Origin of the sequence: Paenibacillus sp. FSL A5-0031 (assembly GCF_001956295.1) — a bacterium.
Lineage (GTDB): Bacteria > Bacillota > Bacilli > Paenibacillales > Paenibacillaceae > Pristimantibacillus.
In genome coordinates, this window is sequence record NZ_MRTD01000024.1 from 34,608 (window position 1) to 61,240 (window position 26,633).

At 48.2% G+C, this 26,633-nt stretch carries 22 protein-coding genes and 1 riboswitch; of the genes, 4 read left to right on the plus strand and 18 right to left on the minus strand.

Annotation, left to right across the window (positions count from 1 at the left end; all coding sequences use genetic code 11):
- Nucleotides 1-6 precede the first annotated feature (6 nt).
- The 9 genes from purF to purE form a co-directional block, all read right to left on the minus strand.
- The gene (gene purF / locus BK120_RS29560; RefSeq protein ID WP_076271096.1) at nt 7-1,491 is read right to left on the minus strand and encodes an amidophosphoribosyltransferase; all 1,485 of its coding nucleotides are present in this window, start codon (nt 1,489-1,491) and stop codon (nt 7-9) included.
- A complete protein-coding gene (purL, locus tag BK120_RS29565; protein ID WP_076271097.1) occupies nt 1,473-3,719 on the minus strand; it encodes a phosphoribosylformylglycinamidine synthase subunit PurL in 2,247 nt (748 codons plus the stop codon). The genes purF and purL overlap by 19 nt, the downstream gene beginning before the upstream one ends.
- Complete coding sequence (purQ, locus tag BK120_RS29570) at nt 3,697-4,392, minus strand: phosphoribosylformylglycinamidine synthase subunit PurQ (protein WP_076271098.1); 696 nt, start codon at nt 4,390-4,392, stop codon at nt 3,697-3,699. The genes purL and purQ overlap by 23 nt, the downstream gene beginning before the upstream one ends.
- 4 nt (nt 4,393-4,396) lie before the next feature.
- Nucleotides 4,397-4,642: a phosphoribosylformylglycinamidine synthase subunit PurS gene (purS, locus tag BK120_RS29575; RefSeq protein ID WP_175598164.1), complete on the minus strand. Its 246-nt coding sequence runs from the start codon at nt 4,640-4,642 to the stop codon at nt 4,397-4,399.
- Between the two features lie 305 nt (nt 4,643-4,947).
- A complete protein-coding gene (locus BK120_RS35590; protein ID WP_179089926.1) occupies nt 4,948-5,091 on the minus strand; it encodes a hypothetical protein in 144 nt (47 codons plus the stop codon).
- Nucleotides 5,092-5,729: 638 nt separating this feature from the next.
- Complete coding sequence (locus BK120_RS29580; protein ID WP_076271099.1) at nt 5,730-6,626, minus strand: phosphoribosylaminoimidazolesuccinocarboxamide synthase; 897 nt, start codon at nt 6,624-6,626, stop codon at nt 5,730-5,732.
- Nucleotides 6,627-6,641: 15 nt separating this feature from the next.
- Nucleotides 6,642-7,937 carry an adenylosuccinate lyase gene (purB, locus tag BK120_RS29585; RefSeq protein ID WP_076271100.1) on the minus strand — a complete coding sequence of 432 codons (1,296 nt, stop codon included), beginning with the start codon at nt 7,935-7,937 and terminating at the stop codon, nt 6,642-6,644.
- A 7-nt stretch (nt 7,938-7,944) separates the two neighbouring features.
- Nucleotides 7,945-9,120: a 5-(carboxyamino)imidazole ribonucleotide synthase gene (gene purK / locus BK120_RS29590; protein ID WP_076271101.1), complete on the minus strand. Its 1,176-nt coding sequence runs from the start codon at nt 9,118-9,120 to the stop codon at nt 7,945-7,947.
- Entirely contained in the window at nt 9,117-9,602 is a 486-nt protein-coding gene (purE, locus tag BK120_RS29595) for a 5-(carboxyamino)imidazole ribonucleotide mutase (RefSeq protein ID WP_076271102.1), read from the minus strand. Before purE ends, purK begins: the two co-directional genes overlap by 4 nt.
- 320 nt (nt 9,603-9,922) lie before the next feature.
- Nucleotides 9,923-10,022, minus strand: a riboswitch (purine riboswitch).
- Between the two features lie 513 nt (nt 10,023-10,535).
- On the opposite strand from purE, the gene BK120_RS29600 reads away from it, so the two are divergent.
- Nucleotides 10,536-11,813, plus strand: coding sequence for a LysM peptidoglycan-binding domain-containing protein (locus BK120_RS29600; RefSeq protein WP_076271103.1), 1,278 nt, complete (start codon nt 10,536-10,538; stop codon nt 11,811-11,813).
- A 75-nt stretch (nt 11,814-11,888) separates the two neighbouring features.
- Here the strand turns inward: BK120_RS29600 and BK120_RS29605 are convergent, their stop codons facing one another.
- The 3 genes from BK120_RS29605 to BK120_RS29615 form a co-directional block, all read right to left on the minus strand.
- Entirely contained in the window at nt 11,889-12,458 is a 570-nt protein-coding gene (locus BK120_RS29605) for a nitroreductase family protein (protein ID WP_076271104.1), read from the minus strand.
- A gap of 47 nt (nt 12,459-12,505) precedes the next feature.
- Nucleotides 12,506-13,492, minus strand: a complete 987-nt coding sequence (gene msrA, locus BK120_RS29610; protein WP_083682630.1) for a peptide-methionine (S)-S-oxide reductase MsrA — start codon at nt 13,490-13,492, stop codon at nt 12,506-12,508.
- Between the two features lie 120 nt (nt 13,493-13,612).
- Nucleotides 13,613-15,370 carry a stalk domain-containing protein gene (locus BK120_RS29615; protein ID WP_076271106.1) on the minus strand — a complete coding sequence of 586 codons (1,758 nt, stop codon included), beginning with the start codon at nt 15,368-15,370 and terminating at the stop codon, nt 13,613-13,615.
- Nucleotides 15,371-15,632: 262 nt separating this feature from the next.
- Here BK120_RS29615 and BK120_RS29620 point away from each other — a divergent pair, with 262 nt between their 5' ends.
- The 3 genes from BK120_RS29620 to BK120_RS29630 all read left to right on the plus strand — a co-directional run bounded on the left by BK120_RS29620 (nt 15,633) and on the right by BK120_RS29630 (nt 18,182).
- On the plus strand, nt 15,633-16,064 hold the full coding sequence (locus BK120_RS29620; RefSeq protein ID WP_076271107.1) for a hypothetical protein: 432 nt from the start codon (nt 15,633-15,635) through the stop codon (nt 16,062-16,064).
- Nucleotides 16,061-17,137 (plus strand): phosphodiester glycosidase family protein, encoded by a 1,077-nt coding sequence (locus tag BK120_RS29625; RefSeq protein ID WP_076271108.1) that lies wholly within the window; start codon nt 16,061-16,063, stop codon nt 17,135-17,137. Before BK120_RS29620 ends, BK120_RS29625 begins: the two co-directional genes overlap by 4 nt.
- Nucleotides 17,138-17,237: 100 nt before the next feature.
- Nucleotides 17,238-18,182, plus strand: a complete 945-nt coding sequence (locus BK120_RS29630) for a proline dehydrogenase family protein (RefSeq protein ID WP_076271109.1) — start codon at nt 17,238-17,240, stop codon at nt 18,180-18,182.
- Between the two features lie 43 nt (nt 18,183-18,225).
- On the opposite strand, the gene BK120_RS29635 is transcribed toward BK120_RS29630, so the two are convergent.
- The 6 genes from BK120_RS29635 to BK120_RS29660 form a co-directional block, all read right to left on the minus strand.
- Entirely contained in the window at nt 18,226-19,365 is a 1,140-nt protein-coding gene (locus tag BK120_RS29635) for a glycoside hydrolase family 88 protein (RefSeq protein ID WP_076271110.1), read from the minus strand.
- 57 nt (nt 19,366-19,422) lie between these two features.
- On the minus strand, nt 19,423-21,738 hold the full coding sequence (locus BK120_RS29640; protein ID WP_076271111.1) for a helix-turn-helix domain-containing protein: 2,316 nt from the start codon (nt 21,736-21,738) through the stop codon (nt 19,423-19,425).
- 44 nt (nt 21,739-21,782) lie between these two features.
- Nucleotides 21,783-22,646 carry a carbohydrate ABC transporter permease gene (locus tag BK120_RS29645; RefSeq protein WP_256711070.1) on the minus strand — a complete coding sequence of 288 codons (864 nt, stop codon included), beginning with the start codon at nt 22,644-22,646 and terminating at the stop codon, nt 21,783-21,785.
- 29 nt (nt 22,647-22,675) lie between these two features.
- Nucleotides 22,676-23,581: an ABC transporter permease gene (locus BK120_RS29650; RefSeq protein WP_076271149.1), complete on the minus strand. Its 906-nt coding sequence runs from the start codon at nt 23,579-23,581 to the stop codon at nt 22,676-22,678.
- Between the two features lie 78 nt (nt 23,582-23,659).
- On the minus strand, nt 23,660-25,309 hold the full coding sequence (locus tag BK120_RS29655) for a type 2 periplasmic-binding domain-containing protein (protein ID WP_076271113.1): 1,650 nt from the start codon (nt 25,307-25,309) through the stop codon (nt 23,660-23,662).
- Between the two features lie 354 nt (nt 25,310-25,663).
- The gene (locus tag BK120_RS29660) at nt 25,664-26,632 is read right to left on the minus strand and encodes a metallophosphoesterase (RefSeq protein WP_256711066.1); all 969 of its coding nucleotides are present in this window, start codon (nt 26,630-26,632) and stop codon (nt 25,664-25,666) included.
- Nucleotide 26,633 lies beyond the last annotated feature (1 nt).

Consider the following 26,633-nt stretch of genomic DNA (forward strand, 5'->3'; position numbering starts at 1 on the left):
ATGTTATTAACAGCTGCAGCTTTTGTCTGATTCTTCGTTAACTGGTGTTGGGTAGTCATTATCGAAGCAAGCTAGACACATGCCGCGATTATAAGCCCCATCATTGCCGCCAACAGACTCAACAAAACCTTCGTTGCTTATAAAAGATAATGAATCAGCATTAATTTGCTTGCGGATTTCCTCTACTGTCCTTGAAGAAGCAATGAGCTCTTTGCGGTCAGGAGTATCAATTCCGTAGTAACATGGGTTTTTGAAAGGCGGCGATGTGATGCGCACATGCACCTCAGTCGCTCCCGCTTCACGAAGCAGGTTTACGATCCGCAGCGATGTTGTGCCCCGAACGATTGAATCATCAATCATAACGACACGTTTGCCTTCCACCACTTTACGAACGGCAGACAGCTTCATTTTTACACCCTTCTCGCGAAGCTCTTGAGAAGGCTGGATGAATGTCCGGCCGGTATATTTGTTTTTGATAAGGCCAAGCTCGTATGGAATACCGGTTTGCTCCGCGTATCCAATTGCTGCTGAAATACTCGAATCCGGCACACCCGTTACGATATCCGCATCAACAAAAGATTCGGAAGCAAGCTGGCGACCCATCCGTTTGCGGGCCATATGAATATTAATGCCGTTGATATCACTATCAGGACGGGCAAAATAAATATACTCCATCGCACAAGTTGCGCGGCGGTCAACCTCCGCATAACGTTCCTCGCGCATGCCGTCTGCATCAAGAATGAGCAATTCCCCAGGCTGTACATCACGCTCATACACGGCACCAATTGTCTCGAATGCACAAGACTCCGACGAGAATACATAACCTTCGCCAATACGGCCCATAACAAGCGGACGAAGAGCATGCGGATCAGCTGCAACGAGCAGCTTGTCGTTCGTCATAATCAAGAAAGCAAATCCGCCAACGATGCGCTGCAGAGCTTCCTTCGCAGCCGTCTCGAAATCCTTCGATGAACGTGCAATAAGATGCGCTATAACTTCCGTGTCGCTGGACGTTTGGAAGATCGAGCCGGACATCTCAAGCTCACGACGAATTTCCGGCGCATTCACGATATTGCCGTTTGTAGCAACCGCAAGGTCACCGTCGCGATAGCGGAAAATAAGCGGCTGTGCGTTCGCAAGCTTACTTTCTCCCGCTGTCGAATAACGTACGTGGCCGATGGAGCGGTCCCCGGCAAGCATATCGAGATTTTCCTTGTTGAATACTTCTTTTACGAGACCCATACCGCGGTGATAAGCGAACTTATTGCCATTTTTCGTATCAACCGTACAGATTCCCGCACTTTCCTCACCGCGATGCTGAAGCGCATGAAGACCATAATAGGACAGGTTGGACGCTTCGGGGAGATTAAAAACCCCGAAAACGCCACATTCCTCACGCAATTTATCAAACATATCGTCACGGCCAATACCTTCGTTATAGTGGTCGCCCGTCCATAACAAAGGTTCCTGTCTTATTTGTTCATCAGACATGGAATCGCATCCTTCCAGACCTTCTCCAGTTGTGTTACCGGCGCCTGAATGCCGGATTTTCCGTTTACGCTTATGGTCAGGCTGCTGCCTTTAACGATACCAACTTGTGCATGAACAACGCCTTGCTCTGTAAGCCATGCTTGCAATGCCGCTGCTTGATCCGGCTTAGCCGACAGCAAGATACGGGATTGCGATTCGCTGAACAATAGGTGATCAGCACGTAGATCAGATGACAATGCCACTTCTGCGCCTAGACGACCGCTAATGCATGATTCTGCAACAGCTACCGCAATACCGCCTTCGGACAAGTCATGAGCCGATGCTACAAGACCTTTTTGAATCGCGCCAAGGACAGCATCCAGAACCTTCTTCTCTGTAGCAAGATCGATTTCTGGAGGACGGCCAGCAGCAGCGCCTTGCGTAACGTACTGGAATTCGCTTCCGCCCATTTCCGCTTTTGTTTCGCCTACGAGAATAATAACGTCGCCCTCTGCTTTGAAGCCTTGCGTTGTGATGTGATCGATGTCGTGTACAAGACCGACCATACCGATTACTGGTGTCGGGTAAATAGCACCCTTCGCGTTCTCATTGTACAAGCTTACGTTACCGCCGATAACCGGTGTGTTAAGCACGACGCAAGCCTCGGACATCCCGTCTGCCGATTTCTCAAGCTGCCAGAATACTTCTGGCTTCTCAGGGTTACCGAAGTTAAGGTTGTCAGTTACAGCAAGCGGCTCAGCGCCTGAGCACACGATATTACGTGCAGCTTCTGCCACCGCAATACGTCCGCCTACTTCTGGATCTAGATATACGTAACGTCCGTTGCAATCCGTTGTCATCGCAAGCGCTTTGCGCGTGCCGCGAATCGTTACGACTGCCGCATCGGAGCCTGGCTGAACAGCTGTCGATGTACGAACCATGTAGTCATATTGATTGTAAACCCACTCTTTGCTGGCAACTGTCGGGGAGGCAAGAACCTTCTCCAACGCGCCAGTCAAATCCGTTACTTCATCATATGCCGATGTATCTACTGCGGCATTCTCGCTGTAATATGCAGGCTCTTTCGATGGTTTGTCGTATACAGGGCACTCGTCAACGAGCGCTTTAACCGGCATATCGGCAACCTCTTGGCCTTGGTGGAACAAACGAAGACGACCGTCATCCGTTACTTTACCTACTTTGGCGCAAATAATGCCCCAACGATCAAAAATTTCCTTCGCTTGCGCTTCATGCTGCGGCTCTACGACGAAGAGCATACGCTCTTGCGACTCGGAAAGCATCATTTCATAAGGCGTCATGCCTGTTTCACGCTGCGGTACCTCATCAAGGTAAAGCTCAAGGCCGTTGCCAGCTTTCGAAGCCATCTCAGCACTGGAGCAAGTAAGACCCGCTGCGCCCATGTCTTGAATACCAAGAACGATACCGGAGTTGATCAGCTCAAGCGTTGCTTCCATAACCAGCTTCTCCATGAATGGATCGCCGACTTGAACAGCTGTACGCTTTTCTTCAGATTCCTCGGAAAGCTCAACCGATGCAAAAGTAGCACCGTGAATACCGTCGCGGCCAGTAGCAGGACCAACGTAGAATACCGGGTTGCCTACCCCTTTTGCGACACCGCGCTGAATTTTATCATGATCGATTAGACCAACGCACATCGCGTTAACGAGCGGATTGCCCTCGTAGCTCTCATCGAACATAACCTCGCCCGCAACCGTCGGAATACCGATACAGTTGCCGTAGCCAGCAATTCCGCTAACGACGTGCTCAAACAAATATTTAACGCGCTCATTTTCAAGACGGCCAAAACGCAAGCTGTTCAGCAATGCGATTGGGCGTGCGCCCATGGAGAAAATGTCGCGGATAATGCCGCCTACGCCAGTTGCAGCGCCTTGATAAGGCTCAACCGCTGATGGATGGTTATGCGATTCGATTTTGAATACAACCGCTTGGTTGTCGCCGATATCGACGATACCCGCGCCTTCGCCCGGTCCCATGAGAACGCGAGGTCCTGTGATCGGGAATTTTTTCAAAATAGGCTTGGAGTTTTTGTAAGAGCAATGCTCTGACCACATAACGCTGAATACGCCGATCTCCGTGTAGTTTGGCTTACGGCCAAGAAAGCCGCAAATGAGCTCAAATTCATAATCGGATACACCAAACTGGCTGTAAATTTTTTGCTCGGCAATTTGCTCCGCTGTCGGTTCCTTAGCTGTTAACTGCTGCGCCATGTTGTTCCCTCCATGCATTCAAAATCGATGTAAACATCCGTTTGCCGTCTTCCGAGCCAAGCAATTGATCAACTGCACGCTCTGGATGCGGCATCATGCCTACTACGTTACCTGCTTTGTTGCTAATGCCCGCAATGTTCTCAACAGAACCGTTCGGATTTGTGTCGCCCGCATAGCGGAAAATAATTTGATCGTTCGCTTTAAGCTCAGCAAGCGTTGCGTCGTCGCAATAGTAGTTGCCTTCGCCGTGTGCGATTGGAATATTTATAATTTCACCTTGCGAATATTGGTTGGTAAATGCTGTGTTGTTGTTTACCACTTCAAGCGGCGCTTGATGGCAGCGGAACTTCAGTCCGTTGTTGCGAATCAAGGCGCCTGGCAGAAGGCCAGCCTCCGTCAAGATTTGGAATCCATTGCAAATGCCTAGAATATATTTGCCTGCTTCAGCTGCTTTTTGAACTTCCGCCATAACAGCAGCGAATTGCGCAATTGCGCCGCAGCGCAGGTAATCGCCGTAGGAGAAGCCTCCAGGTACTAGAATCGCATCATAAGAAGACAAGTCTGTAGCTGTGTGCCATACGTAGTCAACCGACTGGCCGATCGTGTCTTCAACTGCTTTGTAGCAATCGATGTCACAGTTGGAGCCTGGAAATACAAGTACTGCAAACTTCATCGCCCTATCCCTCCAGCTCAAAACGGAAATCTTCTACAACCGTGTTCGCAAACAGCTTCTCGCACATAGCTTTAATGCGTACTTCCGCTTCTGCGCGGTCAGTCGTATCAAGCTCAAGCTCCAAATATTTGCCGATGCGTACTTTTTCGACTTCAGAGAAACCAAGTGTGTGAAGCGCTCCTTGTACAGCGGTTCCTTGTGGATCCAAAACGTTTTGCTTGATAGTGACGTAGACGGTTGCCTTCATAATAGCCTCCTGAAAATGTGGGTTTTTTCTCGCAGCAGATTTTCGTCAAAATGTAATTGCCGCTCGGGCGTGGGAGTTATTGCTTACGCCGCTTTCGAAGCCGGGAAATTCTGATTACACGCTTTGCGGTAATTTCCCGGCTTCAAGAAGCGATCGCTGTCGCTCTCCAGCAACAACTTCCCACTCTCCGAGCTCACACATTTTGAGATAAAACCTTTGCGAGGGTGGTCGGTGAAGCGTTTGTTTGGCGGCCGCGCTATCGCTGGCCGCTTGATTCCTGTTTGACTGGCCTGTGCTTATGCTGCCTGTCAGTAATGCATTTGCAGCCCTGCGCTTTCGCGCTCAGGCTTATGGGGTGCAGCAGCGCTCTCGCTGGCTGCCTGCCTAAGCGGCATGCGCTTCAGCACCCCTATGTCAGCGTCATCGCTCTCGCTCAACGTTGTTAAAATCATTCCATCCGGCTTTCAGCGGCGGATTTTAATATAACGGGAATTTCTACCGTTAAATCAAGCCTAAAAGCTAATTTGCTGCGATTAGCGGGAATTTTGGGCGTTAATTTTACTAATTTCGACGTCCTAGCTCGATTTTGCAGCATTTAACGCCTGTTTTTCCCGTTAATCCAACTATTAAAGCTAATTTGCTGCGATTAGCGGGAATTTTGGGCGTTAATTTTACTAATTTCGATGTCCTAGCTCGATTTTTCAGCATTTAACGCCTGTTGTTCCCGTTAATCCAACTATTAAAGCTAATTTGCTGCTATTAGCGGGAACTTTGGGCGTTTTTTGCAGAAACTTCGACGTCCTAGCTCGATTTCGCAACATTTAACGCCTGTTTTTCCCGTTAATCCAACTCTTAAAGCTAATTTGCTGCGATTAGCAGGAATTTCAGGCGTTATTTGCATCAACTTCGGCGTCCTAGCTCGATTTTGCAGCATTTAACGCCTGTTGTTCCCGTTAATCCAACTCTTAATGCTAATTTGCTGCGATTAGCAGGGAAATCAGGCGTTATTTGCATCAATTTCGGCGTCCTAGCTCGATTTTGCAGCATTTAACGCCTGTTTTTCCCGTTCCGCACTCAGCTAGCAAAGCTCCTACAGCTCTACGCCAGTAAGACGGCGGTAGATGTCACGGTAGCGGGACGTGGTTTCAGCTACTACGGAATCCGGCAGCGGTGCTGGCTTACTGTCGCGATCCCAATCTGAGCCTAGCAAGTACGTGCGTACCGGCTCTTTGTCCATGCTGTCGATCTCGATATCCAGCGCATAATTACCTTCCGCCCAGAAGCGGGAGGAGTCAGGCGTGAAGATTTCGTCGATCAAGATCACTTTGCCGTCGATGAGTCCAAACTCGAATTTGCAATCGGCAAGGATGATGCCATGCTCTGCGCAATAGCCATGAGCGTATTCATACAGCTTGATACTGCGGTCACGCAGCTCCTCGGCAAGCTCAGCACCGACCATTTCAGCCATTTTCTCAAATGGGATGTCCTCGTCGTGGCCAACGTCGTTTTTCGCTGCCGGCGTAAAGATTGGAGCAGGAAAACGTTCGTTTTTGCGGAGGCCCGCTGGAAGCTCTATACCGTTAATCGCTGACGTTTGCTGATACTGTCTCCAGCCGCCGCCAGTGATATAGCCGCGAACCACACATTCGATATCGATGCGCTCCGCTTTGCGGGTAACCATAATCCGGTTTTTGAGCAGCTCCGGCTCGGTGACGAGACCGCCAAGCTTCTCCACATCGGTATGAACGACGTGATTCACTTGGATGTCAGCGGTTTGCTCGAACCAGTAAGCGGACAACCGGTTCAGCACATTGCCCTTGTCCGGCACTGCTGGGTCAAGCACGTAGTCGAATGCGGAAATGCGGTCGGTTACGACGATGAGGAAATGCTCGCCCAGATCGTACAGCTCACGAACCTTTCCTTTGTAAATCAGCGGAGCTTTAATATAATCGACAGCTGTCGATAGAGCTTGCGATGGTGCAGTCATCAGGCCAGCCTCCCCTTAAATCAGTCCAAGACGTGTGAAAATCGTATCAACATGCTTCAGATGCCAAGCTGGATCGAAGCAATCATCGATTTCTTCTGTCGTCAGCACGCTTGTAATTTCCTCTGTCTCGCCAATGAGTTCGCGGAATTGGCGTTTTGTTTCCCATGCCTGCATTGCACGCGGTTGAACCGTGTCATAAGCTTTCTCACGGCTGAAGCCTTTGTCGATCAGCTTCGTCAATACGCGGCCAGAGAATGGCACGCCGTATGTCGCTTGCATGTTGCGCTTCATGTTTTCCGGGAACACGGTCAGGTTGTTGATGATGTTGCCCAAACGGTTCAGCATGTAGTTAAGCAGCATCGTTGCATCCGGCAAAATAATACGTTCAACAGACGAGTGGCTAATATCACGTTCGTGCCAAAGGGCAATATTCTCGTAAGCTGTAACCATATGACCGCGAATAACGCGGGACAAGCCGGAAATGTTCTCGCAGCCGATTGGGTTGCGTTTGTGCGGCATTGCGGATGAACCTTTTTGACCTTTTGCGAACGCTTCTTCTACTTCACGGAACTCACTCTTCTGCAAAGCGCGAATTTCAGTTGCAAATTTATCAAGCGAAGAGGCTACGAGTGCAAGAGTCGCCATATATTCAGCGTGACGGTCACGCTGCAACGTTTGTGTTGAGATTGGAGCTGCAGTAATACCAAGCTTCTTGCATACAAATTCTTCAACAAAAGGATCGATATCTGCGAATGTACCTACCGCACCGGACATTTTACCGAACTGCACGTTGTTCGCTGCATGGTGGAAACGCTCCAGGTTACGCTTCATTTCCTCGTACCAAAGCGCCATTTTCAGACCAAAGGTTGTTGGTTGCGCGTGTACGCCATGCGTACGGCCCATCATCGGCGTATCCTTGTATTGCAATGCTTTGTTTTTAAGAATTTCGATAAAACGTTCGATATCTTTAACAAGAATCGCGTTAGCTTGAAGAAGCAAATAACCGATAGCAGTATCTACAACGTCCGTAGAAGTAAGGCCGTAATGCACCCATTTGCCTTCAGGGCCTGCTTTCTCAGATACGGCGCGTGTAAACGCGATAACGTCATGACGAGTGTCCTGCTCAATTTCATAAATCCGGTCGATATCGAAATCAGCTGATGCGCGAAGCGCGACAACGTCTTCCTTCGGAATAACGCCTAGCTCAGACCAAGCCTCGCATGCGCAAAGCTCAACTTCCAGCCATGCTCTGAATTTATTTTCCTCTGTCCAAATAGCTCTCATTTCCGGTCTGCTGTAACGATCTAACATGATTGCTTCACACCTTCCAAATAGTTGTTTCTTCGATCCAGCTAAGCGCAGCATCCGTCGTTTCTGCCAAAACATTGATATGACCCATCTTCCGCTTCACAACAGCTTCCTTTTTCCCGTACAAATGCAATTTCGGAGCGACCTTCAAGCGCTTAGCCGCTTCATCCGCGCGAGCTGTAAGCTCTAGAAGCGGTGCGATATGCTCACCCAGCACGTTCACCATAACAACAGGACTCATAAGCGTCGTATCTCCGAGCGGCAGATTACACACCGCGCGTACATGCTGCTCGAACTGTGACGTCCGGCAGGCTTCCATCGTGTAGTGACCGCTGTTATGCGGGCGTGGTGCAAGCTCATTTACGAACAGCTCACCATCCGCTGTAACGAACAGCTCTACTGCAATTAGACCAACTACGCCTAATCCCTCAGCGATACGCTCTGCAAGCCGTTCTGCTTGCTGCTGCAAATCCTCCGTAATCCTTGCTGGTACGATAGACAAATGCAATATATTATCGACGTGTATGTTTTCCGCGACAGGGAAAACCTTGATCTCACCCTGCGGACTTCTCGCCGCTATAACTGATATTTCCTTATCAAAACGAATGAACTGCTCAAGCACCAGTTGGACGCGCGCTCGTGCTAAGGTCTCATACGCTTCTTCTATTTCGCTTTCGCTGCGAATGACCCATTGGCCTTTGCCATCGTAACCGCCCATAGCTGTTTTCAATACGCAAGGTGTTCCAAAAGCGGCAACAGCCTCGCGCAGCTCGTCTGCGCTGCGAATCTCGCGGTAAGGGGCAACGCGTACGCCAGCTGCTTCAATCGCCCGCTTCTCGCGAAGCCGATGCTGCGTTGTATACAGCAGCTCACTTCCCTGCGGCACATAAGACTCTGCCATCAGCATCGCTGCTACATCTGCGTCCACATTCTCGAATTCGTATGTGATGACATCCGATCGTTTTGCAAGCTCCCTCGCTGCATCGTGATTGTCGTAAGCTGCGACGATTTGCTCTGCTACTTGTCCAGTCGGAGCATCCGGCGTTGGATCAAGAGCAATGAAGCGATAACCCATCGCGCTGCCTGCATTCGCCATCATTCGTCCAAGCTGCCCGCCGCCTAATATGCCGATCGTACTGCCCGGCAACAGCGTCTGAATCGTTTGCTTGTCCGTTTTTTGACTCATAACGTCTCACTGCTTTCCAGCACTTCCTGCTTTACACGCTCGCGACGTGCGATTACACGCGCTTGCAACTCGGGATCAAACGCTCCCAGCATTTGTGCCGCGAGCAGTCCAGCATTCGTTCCGCCTGCGTTGCCAATGGCTACCGTAGCTACTGGAATGCCGCCAGGCATTTGAACGATAGAGAGCAAGGAATCAAGTCCGCTCAAATTCGAAGACTTCACGGGAACGCCAATAACCGGCAAAATCGTCTTAGCAGCGACCATGCCGGGCAAATGTGCAGCTCCGCCGGCTCCGGCAATAATTACCTTAAGCCCTCGTTCTACTGCAGTTTCTGCATACTCGAACATTAAATCCGGTGTCCGATGCGCGGAAACGACTTTTTTCTCATAAGGAATTTGCAATTCCTCTAGTACGTCGCAGGCTAATTTCATTGTGTCCCAATCCGATTTGCTGCCCATGATGACGCCAACCTTCGCAGACATGCGTTCAAACCCACTTTCATCTATAAGATAATTAATGATCAAGCATCCTATAAAACAACACATCCAAAATAGAAAAGGCCCTTCAGCAGCCATAAGAATGGGGATGCCGCAGGACCGGAGCGGAAGCACAGACCGGTATTCATGCGAATCCATGGCCAATCAAGCTTCACTTCAATGAGGACGAGACAAATCGTGCTGCAGAGCCGAAAAGACAACAGAAGGCTGCCCCGTAAAGGAGGCAACCAGTGTCCAACTAACAAGGCACTTTGCAGACTTGCATTTGCTTTATGGCGATCCGAAACCTTACGATTCGATATCGCTTATCGTCTCATTTTGCTCGTAGTCCGAAAATTAAGGTTCTCGGGTAGAAACATTCAGGCCTGATCCCGAATATATACGAGTAAACTTTAAATGAAATAGTAGGAAGATATTTGTATTCATCCATAAATTTCAGTTCTAATTTTTCACAAAACTTTTCTGTTCACTCTAACCTTTAGAACAAACAGCAATACGTTCCAGCGGACAATTCCGCCTCAAACCTATTCTAGTTTATCTAATCCCCAAACCACTGTCAATGAAATACGAACATTAAAAGAGAATGTTTTATAAAGGTTCGTTTTTTTGAACAAAATAATCGGAAATCCCGTGTGAAATAACCATATTTAGGTGTATCGCACCTGATCATTCCCTAAACTTACCTTCTTTACTATTCTGTACAACCCCCATTCGTATTGGCTGTCGTACTTTTTCTTTGGCCTCTTCCTTATCATTCCCATTTCTCCGTCTGCCTTAAGCGAGCGGATTGTCATTTCCCATTCGAATGCGAGAGCCATTTAATGAATACATTATAAAAGAGTCTTTTCTTAGCATTCAGGCAGGCACCGCAGCCGAGACCGCAATAGCTAACCATTTTAAAAAGGAGGCTCGAATAAGGTGCATATTCATGTCGTGCAAAAAGGAGATTCCATTTATAAGCTTTCTCAACTATACGATTTGTCGATAAGCGACATCACAGATGCAAACGGCCTTAGCGATCCGAACGTACTCGTTATTGGTCAGGCGCTTATTATTCCAACTGATGCAAGCATTCATAAAGTACATTACGGTGAATCGCTCTGGCTAATCGCCCAGCGATATGGCGTTACACTGCAGGAGCTCGCGAAAATAAACAAAATCTCTAATCCCGCCCTTATTTACCCGGGGCAAACACTCGTTATTCCTCAAACCGCGCGGCCAACAATTGAAGTAAACGCCTATACACAGAAATTTGACGCTGCCGGTGTTCGTTTAATTGAGGACATTGGCCAACATCTAACCTATTTAAACCCATTCAGTTACCGTGTACAGGCTGACGGTACTTTTACGCTTTTAGATGATTCAGCTATTATAAATGCTGCCTACCAGACACAAACAACGCCTATGATGGTTCTAACTAATTTCGAAAACGGCACATTCAGTCCTGATACTGCCCATGCGGTGCTCGCAGATGCCGGGCTTCAAAAAAAGCTCATAACGAGCATTCTCGTTATGATGAAGCAGAAAGGTTATCTAGCACTCAATGTTGATTTCGAATATGTTCCGCCTGCCGATCGTGAGTTATTTCAACATTTTATTCAAAATCTCGTCGACAGCCTGCACCCGGAAAATTATCTCGTATCCGTTTGCCTCGCGCCCAAGCTGAATGCCGACCAAGCAGGCACACTATATGAAGCGCATGATTACCAGGCTCTAGGCAGCATCGCCGATTTTGTTATTCTCATGACCTATGAATGGGGCTGGTCGGGCGGGCCGCCGCGAGCCGTCGCACCACTTAACGAGGTCAACAAGGTGCTGCAATATGCCCTCAGCGTTATTCCTCCCCAAAAAATCGTAATGGGCATGCCTTTGTATGGCTACGATTGGACACTTCCCTACGTCCAAGGCGGAAAGTGGGCACCAACGATCAGTCCGCATGAAGCGGTAATTCGTGCGAATACTTACGGAGCCACCATTCAATATGATGATGAGGGACAATCACCTTACTATAACTATTACGACAAGGAAGGCCGAGAGCATGTGGTCTGGTATGAGGATGCACGCAGCGTTCAGGCCAAATTCAATCTTGTCAAAATATATAAGCTTCGCGGCATCGGTTATTGGGTGCTCGGCGTACCGTTCCCGCAAAACTGGTATGTGCTGCAAGCCAATTTTAAAGTAAAAAAGCTCATATGATTAATGACTTAATACAGATAAAAAGAAGACCGTATCGTTCGGCATAATCGAACGGTACGGCTTTTTTTTTATTTATTAAACCAACCACACCGTTTTTGCAGTGGCAGGTACACGCTGCGGCTCTGGAGCCGTCATATCCGGATAACCTAGGTAAATAAAACCTACGATTTGATCTTGTTCACGCAGGCCGAATGTTTCTCTCATAATCGGGTGGTACATTGGATCGCCTGAACGCCATATCGCCCCAAGTCCATTCGCATGTGCTGAAAGCAGCAAATTTTGCACCGCTACTTGAGCAGCAGCAAGCTCCTCTGCCAGAACAGCGCGCGGATCATCCGACGGTGAGCATACTGCCGCAATAACGACTGGAGCACGGAATGCTTTGGTACGTTCTTTAGCCAAACGATCCTCAAGCGGCTGTCCGCTCAGCTCAGGAACAGCGGCCGCGGATACGCGCGCATATCCTTCTGCAAGCCGCCCTCTGCCTTCACCCGTCATCACAATAAATGACCAAGGCTGCGTATTATGATGGCTAGGCGCCCAAACAGCTGCATCCAACAACCGTTCAATAAGTGCACGGTCAACAGGGTCCTTCTTCACTCTTCCAATCGTTCTTCTCGTGCGAATCGCTTCTTCTATGTTCATTTCAGCTTCTCCTCCACCCAAATGTCTATAATAAGATGCTTAAAAACTTATTGCTCAAACAGATGCAAATATTCGCCGTATCCTTCTTCCTCCAGCTTATCCTTGCCGATAAAACGCAGTGAGGCGGAATTGATGCAATAACGAAGCCCCGTCGGCTGCGGTCCATCATCAAATACATGACCGAGATGAGAATCGCCCTCTTTGCTGCGAACCTCGACCCGTACCATATAATGCGAGGAGTCCGTATGCTCAGAAACAGCTGCTGCTTGCAGCGGCTTCGTGAAGCTCGGCCAACCGCAGCCAGCATCGTACTTATCGCGGGAGCTGAACAGCGGTTCTCCAGAAACGATATCTACATAAATGCCATCCTCGGTGTGATCCCAATACTCCCCTGTGAATGGGCGCTCTGTTCCACTGTTTTGTGTGACCTCATACTGGATCGGCGTAAGACGCTGCTTCAATTCTGCAGGGTCTTTCTTAATCGCCCAGTTTTGTGAAATAAAAGCGTCGCGGCCAGAGCCTTTACGATACATTTTGTAACGATACGGATTCGATTTGTGATAGCCCTGGTGATAGTCCTCTGCCGGATAAAAAGCTTGCGCCGGTTCGATTTCCGTTACGATTGGCCGGTCGAAGCGACCGCTAGCTTCAAGCTCTTGTCTAGAAGCTTCCGCCAGCTCGCGCTGCTCTTCATCATAATAATAAATACCTGTTCGATAAGATTCACCGCGATCATGGAACTGACCGCCTGCATCCGTAGGGTCGATTTGCTTCCAAAAAATATCAAGCAGCTTCTCATAAGGGAAGATCGCAGGATCATACGTAATTTGTACCGCTTCCGCATGACCTGTCGTCTCCGAGCATACCTCCTGATACGTTGGGTTTACCGTATGTCCACCCGTATATCCGGATACGACCGATATAATACCCGGCATTTCCTCGAATGGCGATACCATGCACCAGAAGCAGCCTCCTGCGAACATTGCTTTTGCTTCTTTTCGGCTCGCGCCGTTATTTGTAATTGGTTGATCCATGCTGATCATCCTCCTAGTTGGTTCAAATGATAATGAATCTCTATTATACAATACTAGGTGGGCTAACAACAAAAAAAGGAGGAAACATCGCTTGACAGCGACGTTTCCTCCTTCTATTGGTTATTTATAGTCCGAGCCTGGAAAAAATACGAATAAGATCGGTAATGAGCTTGCGCCCGGTGATGAATATTGAATCGTTACTTCTGGCGCAGGCTGCATGCCAGCTGCTCCAGCGGGTTGATTCGGTTGCGTATAGATCAATGCTCCTTCGCCTACCTTCACATGACCGCCTGAAGGGACGTACACCACTTTTCCATTTACACTAACTGCGCCTTGGAAAATTCCCGCTCGAGGATTAAGAATAATCCGCGTTCCCCAAGCGACATTTTTGAGCTTGACGGTCGTCACGGCACCATATTCCCCGCCGTTAATTGTCATTCCGCCTGTCAATGCATCTACACCTGCCATAGCAGGACCACGTTGACCTAAGCGCAGCTTGCTTTCTGTAACGCCAACCTTCTCATTCACTTCAATATATTGATCGGTATCGAAGAACTTGCCGCGATTTCCGACCTTCTCCAGTTCAGTAACCATAGACACTGCACTAATCGGGTCGGTGTCTACTTTAAGCGCCATCGTGGAAAATGTCAGCTTTCCGTCCATATCGACATCAAGCAAGCCCGAGAAACCTTCGTCTGGATTCATAATAATTTTCTCAAGCTCCGGCAGCAGCACAGCGGAAGTACCAGGCTCAATAATCATCTCGCGCGGCTGTGAGCTTGCAAAATATCTAGCCACTGCAGCTGATCCAAATTGCATTGCACTGACGCTTGGTCCAGCAAGTCCGCGGTTGCCAATCGTCAGCTTTACGCTTTCGCTTTCGTTATTCGTAACCACAACCGCCAGCTTCAATCGCTCGTCAGAGCCGTTGCGATGATGAAGGAATAAACGACTTGCATCATTCAAAGTATCTTCGTACAGCAAACCTTCTCCAAAGAAACGCTCCGGCGCATTCGACATATACAATGTGCGGCCGCCTTTGGATTCAATCGTATCCACCTCTTTGAAGGTGTTCATTAGTTTCCCGTCAACTTCAAATTTATCGCCCGGGTTACCATAACGCATGTAGTATTCATAAGGCGTATACATAACCTCTTCTGTTACACGAATATCTTGAGACACGACTTCACTTCGTGCGCCATCATTGTCGTAGACACTTTGAGTAACGGTATAAACACCTGGCTCAAAATATGTACTTTTACGACCGGTCCATTCTGTCTTCACGATTTTGCCATCAGGGTCGTAACTCAAATCCTTAAATTCGATAGGCTCCCCGAGCTTCACCTCATACGGAGCTTCGAAGCGGGCTACTGGCGGCACGTTTGGCTCCGGCTGAATCGTTATGCTAATTTGCTTAAGCTGTGCATTAAACACATAAGTGGCATTCCACAGCAGCTTGACTGCTGATAGAGGCACATGCATCGTTCCATTAATTTGTGTAGCTGCATTAGGCAGTACAACATAGCTTCCGTTGCGATTCGCACCGCGCATATTATTGTTCAGTGTAACTTTGTTGAAATAAGTATCGATATGAGTGCCTTTACTATCAGCATAAACGCTTGCTCCAACGGAAGCAGCAATCGTCCGAACAGGAATCATCGTAACTCCCTTTACTACCGGCAGCGGCGCCGTCATTTGCTGCGCCTTGCCGTTTATCGTCATTTTTTTCGAACCATGCACAAACTCTACCTTTATCGGCTGACGCTCAGCTGCATTAGCTTCCTCCTTCACTCCAAATCCAGTACCTGCCAGCGAAACGAGTAAGCCTGCTATGAGAACTCGCTTAGTCATTTGCTTAAACCAATTCTGTGTTTTCATCTTGTTCTCCTTCCAATTTGCGGCATCGGCTGCCGCATCCCTTATGGTTAGACGCCGAAAGGAGGGAGAATGTTCCGGTCCGATTTGAAATTTACAGGTAATTCCCATATATCGCAAAGGACATCTACGTTTGTCTTTGTTACAATAAGATGACATCCGCAACTATTTAGGAGCAATTGAAGTCTAATCTATGTACCCTTGCTAGCAGTTCGTTCATCCGATCTTTCGTGCAAGTGACTATCAAGAGAGGTGAATGAATAGAATGAGTGATTTGATTTTGGAACAACGCACTGCCAGCCAATACGATAAGAAAACACGCAGAAAGAAAGGAAACCGTACCTTCCTTCTTTTTGTCTGCATATGGGTCATTATTATATGCTCCGGCATATTGGGCGCCAAATGGTATACCGAACGGATTCAGCAGACGTTATCCGCAAACTTGGAGCAGCAAACCGCTGGCCAAATTGCGGCTATGCAGCAAGCTTATGAGGCTCGCATGCTGAAGCTCGAAACCGACTACACCGCAGATCTTGCTGAGCTAAAGGCAAAAGTCGATGCGCTAAATGAACTGCTTACGTTCACAAAGGACAACGCCGCTTCCAAAACGGACAACAGCAACAAGCTGTATACGCAGTTGAATGAAGTGAAAAAACAGCTTAATGAGCTGCAAAAGAGCTTGGACGTGCTCAAATGAATATAACCGTCAAAGCGTTAAATCGAACTGCACTGCTTGCCTGTGCACCTTTTCTAGGCATTATGATCTGGCTGTTATTGTCCGATATCGTTATTCAATTATCTGCTGAAGCCTTTCCAAAGCCCATTACCGAGCAAACAAGGCTTCCCGAATCCGATATTAAGCATGCCGCTGCCGGCCTTGACCTCGCACAGGAGACCGCATCACAAACACGAGAGTCCATTCAAAGACAGCTGAAGCTGTACAAAGAAACAAATGCCGATATGGCAAAGATATCTTCTATGGCTGCATCGCAGGCAATGAGACCTTTGCAAATTTATGACCGCAATATTACGAGCAAGCTTGGCAAGGTCGCCGGTACAATTGAATCGGACAAGCTAAGAGCACAGCTTTTCTACATAAAAGCAGAAAACTTCTCGGCGTACGCGCTCAAGGTAAAGCTTAAGAGCAAAGATGCGATGACGATGTCGCTCGGCGGTGAAGAGCTTGGACAAGCGGAGTCTACGCTCGCTGCAGTCAACCGGCATGGAGCTGTTGCCGGCATTAATGCAGGCGGCTTTGCAGATGGACGAGGCAAAAGATATCCGCTAAGCACAACCATTGTGGACGGAGATTACGTGACAAGCTTCGAACCGCCGCGTGCGGATTTGTTTTTTGTAGGCTTAAACGAACAAAATGAGCTCATCGGAGGAAAATTCGCAAGCAAACAACAGCTGGATGCCAAAAACCCGAAATTCGGTGCATCCTTTGTTCCTGTACTGCTGCGCGGCGGATCTCCACAACCGATCCCATCCAAATGGCAGACGAGTCCAAAACGCGCGCCACGAACCGTCATTGCTAATTTCAAGGATGATCAGCTGCTATTTCTTGTAGCTGACGGCTATAACGAATCTGGCAGCTCAGGGGCTACGCTTGGTGAAATGCAGCTATTGCTGCAGCGCTATGGCGCCGTTGACGGCTACAACCTGGATGGCGGCGGCTCGTCCTCGCTCATTTTTAACGGAAGAGTCATTAATAAGCCTTCCGACGGACAGCTTCGCAAGCTGCCGACGCACTTTTTGTTATTTAAATAATTAGGCCTGCATAGCGCGATGAAGATGATTTCTGAATATACTATTATCGAACTCCTAAGTTTTGACCCCTACTACTGTTCTTCGGAAAGGAGCAGCACGAATGGGCATTGGATCGAAATGGTACCGCAAATCATTATTGACGATTACAGGCATTCCGCTCGTAGAAAAGCTTTCAACTACGTATGGAAAAAAACTCGCGAGCCGATTTATTGCGGGGGAGACGCTTGAAGAGGCTTTGCTTGAGCTCGAAAAGCTGGGCAAGCTAGGCATTATGGCAACGCTCGACCATCTTGGCGAAGGTATACAGGACTTAAGCGAGGCATCAGCATACAGAGATCAATATTTGAAGCTGATCGAAGGCATAGCTGATCGAAAAGCTAATTCTCATGTATCGCTGAAGCCTACTCAAATGGGTCTCGCTCTTGACCAGGTGGCTTGTTACGCCAACATTCGAGACGTAGTCAAGCATGCAAGGCGCCATCGAAACTTCGTTCGAATTGACATGGAGAATACGCCTTACACGCAAGCTACAATCGATATCGTTAAAAGGCTCCACAAAGAAGGCTTAACCAATGTCGGCACCGTGCTGCAGGCTTACCTATTCCGAACGGAGCAGGATGTTAACGATATGCTTCAAGCACGCATAAGCTTGCGACTCGTTAAAGGCGCCTACAAAGAATCGAGTGAGGTTGCCTATCAAGATAAAAACGAGGTCATCGACAATTTCAAAAGCATGATCAAGGCTCATTTGGACAAAGGCATCTATACCGCCATTGCCTCACATGATGATGCGATCATTAGCTGGGTAAAAGCTTATGCGCGTACGAACCGTATTGGCAAAAGCGCCTTCGAGTTCCAAATGCTCTACGGTCTCCGCATGAATGAACAGGCGAAGCTCGCAAAGGAAGGCTACCGCATCCGCTGTTATGTCCCTTATGGCGCCATGTGGTACCCCTACTTCACCCGCCGACTTGCCGAGAAACCAGCTAACCTAATGCTCGTTCTTAAAAACATGTCCGGTCTAAAGAAGGAATCCCCTAAGTAAAAACAGTCGAGCAGGATAGCTTTACCTGCTCGACTGTTTTATTCTATCGATCTTCGTACCAATACCCTTTGATCCCCTTCTCTAGGCGAAGCAAAGCTTCCAAATAATAATAATCGCCCCAAATCATAAAATCGTCCGGAGACGACCCGCCTCGAACATGGTAAGAGCCTCTTTTGATCAGGCCTTCCACATTCGGCTCATTGATGGTCGAATAATTGAGTACAAGCGACTCCATCGCAAGCCGTATTCTGCGTTCGAAATACGCGCGCTCCGGGTCACTCTCATCCATCAGATCGAGCAGCTCCAACAAACCGGCGCAAAAGATGGCAGAAGCCGAGCTGTCACGAGGCGTTCCAGCCTCGATAGGCGCATTAAAGTCCCAATAAGCAACTTCATCCTCTGGCAGATGGCTCAAGAAAAACCGCGCCAGCCTTTTTGACGTCTCTAGGTAAAGCCGATCCTCCGTATACCGGTACGACAGCGCGAATCCATATACACCCCATGCTTGTCCCCGTGTCCACGTCGACCCGTTCGTATAGCCTTGAGCTGTATCGCCGCCGATCGGTTCGCCATTTTTTTGATCAAAATGAAAGGTATGATAGGACGAGTCATCCCCGCGGACCAGATAACGTCGGCTCTTGTCAGCATGGAGCACCGCAGCCTGGCGGTACCGTTCATCGCCTGTCTGCTCGAAGGCCCAGTAAAGCAAAGGCAGATTCATCATGCAGTCGATAATAATGCGGCCGCCGTTTACAGAGTCGCCAGCAGGTCCCCACGCTTGAAAATATTGCCCCGGCTCGCGCCACCTTGCCATTAGTTTGTCGGCGGCCCTTAAAGCAAGCTGCCTCGCAGCTTCATCCTTTTCTATGATCCACTGTGCTTTAGCCGACAGCGAGTACAAAAATCCGATATCATGATGATCCAGCACCCGGTCCGCTTCATAACGCTCCCGGAAGCTTTCAACGGTTCGGGCTGCCGCTTGCCGAAATGCGTCATCGCCGCTGTGCTCGTAACAAAGCCATAACATGCCGGACCAAAAGCCGTCGGTCCAATCCTCATTAGCGTTCAACTCATACGAGCGGCCACCGTCCGTGCTGACATGTGGAAATTGATCGCCAAATTTGCCGATATTCCGTCTCGTCTTCTGTAAAGCGTCCTCAATAGCTGTTTGCCATACGCTCATCGGATTCACCCTTCCCATATATCGGCATCATTCAAAAATAAAAGACGGCTCTCAGCCTCACCGCTCTAGAGCTTCTCTTCCATCCCAACTCTGCCTATACTGTCCCGGCGTTATGCCTTCGTACTTTTTAAACACCCTTAGCAAAGATTGGCTGCTTGCAAAGCCGCATTGCTCGGCAATATCTTGAATGGCGTGGTTGGTCTCAGCAAGCAGTGATTTCACTTTTTCGACACGCCGCTTATTAACAAAATCGACGAGATTCTCTCCGGTTTGCTCTTTGAAAAATCGAGATAAGTAAGTCGGATTAATATCGAAAGCAAGCGAAATGCTCGTCAGGCTAATATTCATATCATTCAAGTTATGAAGGACATGCTCGACAACTTGGCTCTTCAAATCGGTATTATGGCTTTTCTTCTTTTGCTGCAAATAATCACAGGCTTTCTTTAGGAAGTCCAAAATTTCTTCTTCCATCTCTGCGAAGGTTTCGCATTCTGTAATCTGCTTAATTAAATCCGTTTTCTCTACCATAATTTCTTTCGTGCTAAGTTGAAGCTGCTCTACCGCTTTCAGCATCGTGCCGACGAGTTCGAACATCAGCAATTTTCCCATTTGAATGGACAGCGTTCCCTCGGAAAAATTCGTAATGAGGATACGCTGCAGGACAGCCGCCGCCTCATCGTAATTGCCTGCCGCCATCAAGTTAATTAATTGACGTTCGGTATCGAGCGGATAATACAAATCATTTTTGGGACGCTTAATCGATTCATAGGAAATGATTTGGTTGGAGCCAAGAACAAGCTTATATTCCAGAGACTCGACCGCTTCCTCGTAACATTTTGGCAGCGTCGACCAAAACGTATGGATATCACTGACACCCACGGAAAAACGAACGAAAAATTTATCTTGAATAAAACGTTTAGCGTCATTTGCCACTTTGAGCAGCTCTTTCTTTGCTTCCTTCTCTTTCCCTAGGACGTTTACAACGCAAGCAATCATGCCGTCAACTTCCGTGAAATAAGAGCGATGGCCTGCGGATAACAGCTCCTCAAAAATGTTCGTAACGATCAGGTAAACGAATTGAAGCTTCCTCTCCGCATCCATTTCTTGATTCGCCTGAAACAGCCGTTCATAGTCTTCGATCTGCAGCAGCAAGACGGCAAACCGGTCTGTCTCGAACCGAAAATCAAACGATTCAATGGCTTGCGGCAGTGCGGAGCTCATATCCACCCGGCCTTTCAGCAGACGGGCCAAAAATTGGTTGCGCAGCACTTGATGCTGCTCGAGCAGCTTTCTACTTGCTTCATCTTGGATGGCTGCGCTGTCGGTCATAAACGATTGCAGAACCGCAAATTCGTTCGGCATATTCATCATGTTTGTTTTGACCTTTGTTGAAACAAAATTCATCATATTTTGAATAGGGGCATAATTTCTTCGCGTAAGCCAAAAGGCGCTAAGTCCGCCCAGTCCGATGCAAAGCAGCATCGCAATATAAATCAAATTTTTCAGCAGCTTCACTTTAGCGGAATACACTTGCTCCGGCAAAACCGAAATATAGGTCCAATTCGTCGTATCCGACTTCACATAAGATATGGCCGCATCGTTGCCGTCCACTAGTTCCGTAAGAAAACCGCGTTGATTGCTCATTTTCGGTATCGGTAGCTCAGCCAGTCCAGTCTGAGGGCCAGTAATCATGATGGGATGGCCCTCGCCATCGAGGATATAAACCGAACTCTCGGTTGCTAGACCGACTTTCGAAATCGCTTGCTTGAGCCGATCCTGATTGAGCAGCACAACAAGAGTCGCAGGGGCAGCTTTAATCTCTTGAATAGGCAAGGATTGTACGTAAACGAGCGAGTTTTCCGTTTGTTTGGCGCCTTCATTTAATGTAACGAAAAGACCAGCATGGCTCGCCCGGAGCCACTCTGTCCATTCCGCAAAGCTTTTTCCCGATGCCTTATGGAGCACGGAATACAAATTGTCTGCCGGCATAAACGTCGTTGTCGTTATCCCATAGTCTTTGTTCTTGAGATAAATATAGGCATCAGTTATATTGCCGTTGGCAATCGTATAAGACTGAAGGCTCGAGATCATTTCCATCGTGCCGAACCTGGCTTCCGCCGTATCCAACGTTTCACGGTTTAAATACGTCATGACTTTCGGGTCAAACGATAATTGCGTGCCTAACCTGCGAATGTCAGTGATCTGATTGTCCACTAATTGCCGAACCTGATCGAGGAGCGTGTCGTTAGCTCTGCGCACTTCCTTGACCAGCATTTCTTGTGATTGCAGCAGGACGATCAAGGTAATAAGGATTGGAATAAATAAGACAAATAAATACGAGTACAGCCAAAACTTATAAACCTTGCGTTTCATATGAGCATCCACCACCAGAGAAATATACTCCGAGTATATACCAACTACTCTTTTACCGCACCGATCATAACGCCCTTCGCGAAAAACTTTTGCAGAAACGGATACACAAGCAATATAGGAAGCGTCGCAACCATAATCGTGGCATATTTGATGCTTTCCCTGATTCCTTCTTGATCCGCCATCGCGTCTCCCAGCTGCATGGAGCTCGTATCGTTAATGACCAATATTTCTCGTAAAATGATCTGCAGCGGAAATAATTCACGGTCACGGATAAACAACATCGCATTGAACCAAGAGTTCCAGTGGGCAACGCCGTAGTAAAGAATCATAACCGCGATAATCGGCATGGAAAGCGGGACGACGATTTTGAACAAAATGCCGAACTCCCCGGAGCCATCTATTTTGGCAGATTCGATCAAGCTCTCGGGAATCGCCTCGAAGGAGGTGCGCATGATGATCAGATTCCATGTGCTGATTGCAACCGGCACGATTAACGCCAGCAAGCTGTTGCCCATATGCAGCCAGTTGTTGATCAATAAATAAGTGGGAATCAGTCCGCCGCTAAAATACATCGTAAATATGATAGCGATCATAATCGGTTTGCGCAGCATGAACTTACGGGACAAGCCGTAGGCGCCAAGCGCCGTGAAAAACAAGTTAAACAGCGTTCCAGAGAAGAGGATCAGGAGCGTATTCCGGTATCCGCTGAATATATTCGGATTGTCGAGCACGCGGGAGTAAGCCTCCCAGCTAAATCCAAGCGGACCTAGGAGCATGCCTTGATGTGCAATCAATCGATTAGAGTCGCTTAAGGAAGCCATTACGACATGATAAAAAGGATAAATGGTGACGACGATAAGCAAAAGCATGAGAATGGCGTTCAATATATCAAATGTGCGGTCTGTCATCGTATTATTTTTCAAGTTCCCATTCCCCCTTACCATAATCGGTTCCCGGATACCCGGCGGGAAAACCAGTTGGCGCTGATGAGCAAAATAAAGTTGATGCCTGCTTGAAACAAGCCGACAGCAGAAGTAAAGCTGTAGTCCTGGCCTTCCGCAAGCCCTTTCCTGTACACAAAGGAGGAGATAATATCCGCAGTCTCATAGGTATTCGGATTGTAGAGCAATATAATCTTCTCAAATCCGATATCCATCAGTCCCCCGATTCTAAGAATGAGCAAAATCATTATGATTGGAATCAATCCCGGAAGCGTAATGCTCCACATTTGCCTAAACCTCCCGGCACCATCGACTCTAGCCGCTTCGTAGAGCTCGGGATTAATGCCGCTGAGCGCCGCCAAGAAGATGATGGACGACCAGCCAAGCTCCTGCCATATGCTGGAGAATACATAAATGAACCGAAAGTTAGCGGCATCGCCAAGCAAAGTAGTGCGTTCACCCCCGAAAAATTCGATCATCGTACTGATAATCCCATCACGGTTCGTAAAATCGAGAATGAGTCCGCAAATGACAATGAGCGATACAAAGTGAGGCAGATAGACGACCGTTTGAACGACGTTTTTGAACAGCTTCAAACGGATTTCATTAAGCAAAATAGCAAGAATAATCGGCGCTGGAAAACCAAACAAGAGCTGATAGAAGCTTAGCAGCAGCGTATTGCGCAGCACCCGCCAAAAGTAGATGCTGTCAAAAAAGTCCTTGAAGTTGTCAAGGCCAACCCATGGGCTTCCCCATACACCCTTGGCAATACTGAAATCCTTAAAGGCAATAATCGAACCGTACATCGGAAGATATTTGAAAATAAAATAATACAAAACAACTGGCAGCACCATAAAATAGATGGCTTTATTTCTCACAAGATCGTTAGCTAGTTTTCTCATCATCGCAGGTGCACTCTCTTTCCACCGAAATTGATTTTTAAAGGAAGGGGAGTGTGTTCCCCCCTTCCTTCAATCGGTTTAACGTTTGTTGAAACGGTCGAAAGCGGCTTGCTGAATTTCTATCGCGCGCTCGATTCCCATTTTCTTAAACTGCTCGATCGCTTTATCGAAGCTGTCCAAACTAGAGGTGCCCATAATCAGTTTCGTGACAATCTCTGAACGATACGTATCCACATCCGTCATAATTTTGCTGAATTCGCTTGCTTCCTCCGGCGTTAAAGAAACAGGAGGAATGAGAACGGAGGCAGAGTTTTTCGCGAATTTAGCATACGCTTTTACTGCTTCCTTCTGGGCGTCGAGCGAATAGTATTGGTCATTATAACGGTCATCGTCCGGACCCGGGAACGGATAGTTCGCAATGAAGTTTTTCGCCATCGCTTGGCCGATCGGCAGTCCGTCCGGATTTTTCATGATCAAATCCGTAAATTTAGGCTGGCCATCCACCAGCGTATACGTTGTGCCGTCAATACCGAAGTTTTTCAGCATAGCGCCTTCTTCGCTGAACAAATAATCAAGCGCCTTAATCGTAGCTTCCGGATTTTTGTTTGCGCTTGTGATGACGGCTCCCGTATTGCTGTAATCCCAGCCGGTTTCCGTAAATTTAGGCTCATCTCCTTTATTCATTACCGGATATTGAACGGCGGAAAGCATCGCCTTCGGATCCGCCTGCTGCAAGGAAGGAAGCCATGCGCCCATGCTGCCACCAATGTAACCGAAGGTAGCGGCTGCCTTGCCTGAAGTGATTTTCGCTTCCTTCGCTTTGTTGTCGTTGGAAGCATAGTCCGGATCAATCAAACCCTCTTTATACCATTTTTGCATACGCGCTAAGTAGTCCTTAAATGCAGGCTGAAGCGGCCCATACTCAATTTTGTCGCCATTCAGATAAAAATCTTTGCCGATGCCGTATGCCCCGATAAAGTCCATCGAGCTTTTTGATCCTAGAAGCATGTCTTTCTCGGACGTATATGGAATGACGCCTTTTTTCTCTTTAATCGTTTTTAGAACAATCTCCCATTCGTCGATCGTTTCGGGCAGCTGCAAGCCCAGCTCATCGAGCCAATCCTTCCGTATCATCTGGCCGGAGAACGTTTTGTATTTGCCGTGATCGCCAACCTTCAGGTTAGGGAATACGTAAATATCGCCGTTATCCGCTTTAATTTGCTTGGCGATAAGCGGATATTCCTCGAGAATTTTTTTCAAATTCGGTGCGTGCTGATCAATAAGATCGTTTAATTTAATAATCGTTCCATCCTGAAACAGCTTGGCTGGACCGCCTTGGAAGTTGGACATGTTCCACACAATCAAATCCGGAAGCACATTGGAAGCTACCATCACGCCGAATTGCTGCTGGGCATCGGCACCCGTGCCCGTCGGATGTTCAAAGTCGAATTTCACATTCGTCTTTTTCTCCCATTCCTGCACCATCGCTACATCGCTTAAGCTTTGAACGACGGCTTGCGCATTAGGGTTTAAAGGATGCCAGAGCTTTAGCTTTACAGGTCCAGCCGATTTATCGCCTTTCCCCGCATTCTCTTTCGCTCCGTTGCCGGATGCCGCGTTATTAGCGGGTTGTTCTGACTTGCCGCTGGAGCAAGCCGTTGCAATTCCTCCGAACATCAATACGATGGCAAGCAGCAGAGCAATTCTAGTAAAAATACTTCTTTTCATGCGTGACTCCCCTTTACGAATTTATTTATGAGACGCCTGCCGGTTGCCGGCTCGCCTTAATCCCAATCTAATGGATATTAGCAGCCCCGTACATTTTCAATTGCTATAACGGTATTCATTTTTGTACAAACAGCGATTTACGATTCTTTACACGATATCCTTTTTTGTAGAAAACCTTTAAACAATGCTGTTGCGACGCCGTATTTCAACCTCATCGGGTTCGGCCCGAGACCCGGGAATTCCTCTACCTGAACAAGAATAGAAATGATTTCCGCAAAAAAAAGATGTCCCGGATTCCTAAGAATATTCGGGACATCTTTGCTTCTTCGGGCTATTTAATTATAAGTGCTCGTATTATCCGATTTCCGGCTGATGCTCCGGCTGATGCAGGGCGACCGTGCCGTCATCAAGACGCAGCCATGATTCCACTTTCCGTTCGTTTTCGGTCAAGCGGATCACGCGGGCACCCCGTGGGAAGCCTTCCTTGCCGTAAGTGTTGTATCCTGTTGCTCGTCCGTAATAAAGGCGAATCCCGTAAAGCTCTCCCCAATAGTCGTTCGTGTGGTCATGGCCGCAAAAAGTTGCAATCACGTCTCCCTGTGCCAACATCGCTGAGAAGAAACCTGCTTGCGTATGCGCGGCGCATACCCCCTCATGTTTATGGCCATAGCACACTTCCCGGTCCCACACTTCTTGGTATTCAGGCAGAGGGATGTGAAAGAATGCGAGTGCCGGCAATGCAGCGCCCTGATGACGAGCTTTCCACGCCTTGGATTGCTCCATGTACCACTGCACTTGATCATGCTGAATCCAATCGTAGCCGGGTACGCCAGGCAGCTTGGAATAATCGCCAGAATCCAGGCAATAGAGCATAGCAGCCTCTTGATCGTTGTCAGACCCATGTACAGGCAACGCGTAGTTGCCTGTGCCATGGATATCCCGCGGTCCCGATTCGGCAAAGGTGTGAGCGTACTTTAGCACCTCGCCCATCAGGTCGTCGCGGGTAATATCGTTCTCCGTATCGTGGTTGCCGAATACGATTCCCCACGGAATGCCTCGCTGCTCGGCAGCGGCAACCGCGTCCCGAAACGCTTGAAGCGGATCTTGGCATAAGACTGCCCCGTCTGAACCTCTGCCCGTGTAAATGACATCTCCTGTAAACATAACAAAATCCGGTTGTTCAGCCTCAAGTACAAGCTCCATCGCAGCCTTGGAACGCAAATCTAAGTCCGCTCCGTCCTGCCAATGAATATCTGTGAACTGGACAATTGTAAAAGTGCCGTCTTTGCGAAAACGAAGCTCTTTGGCTTTTTCCATCTTCATT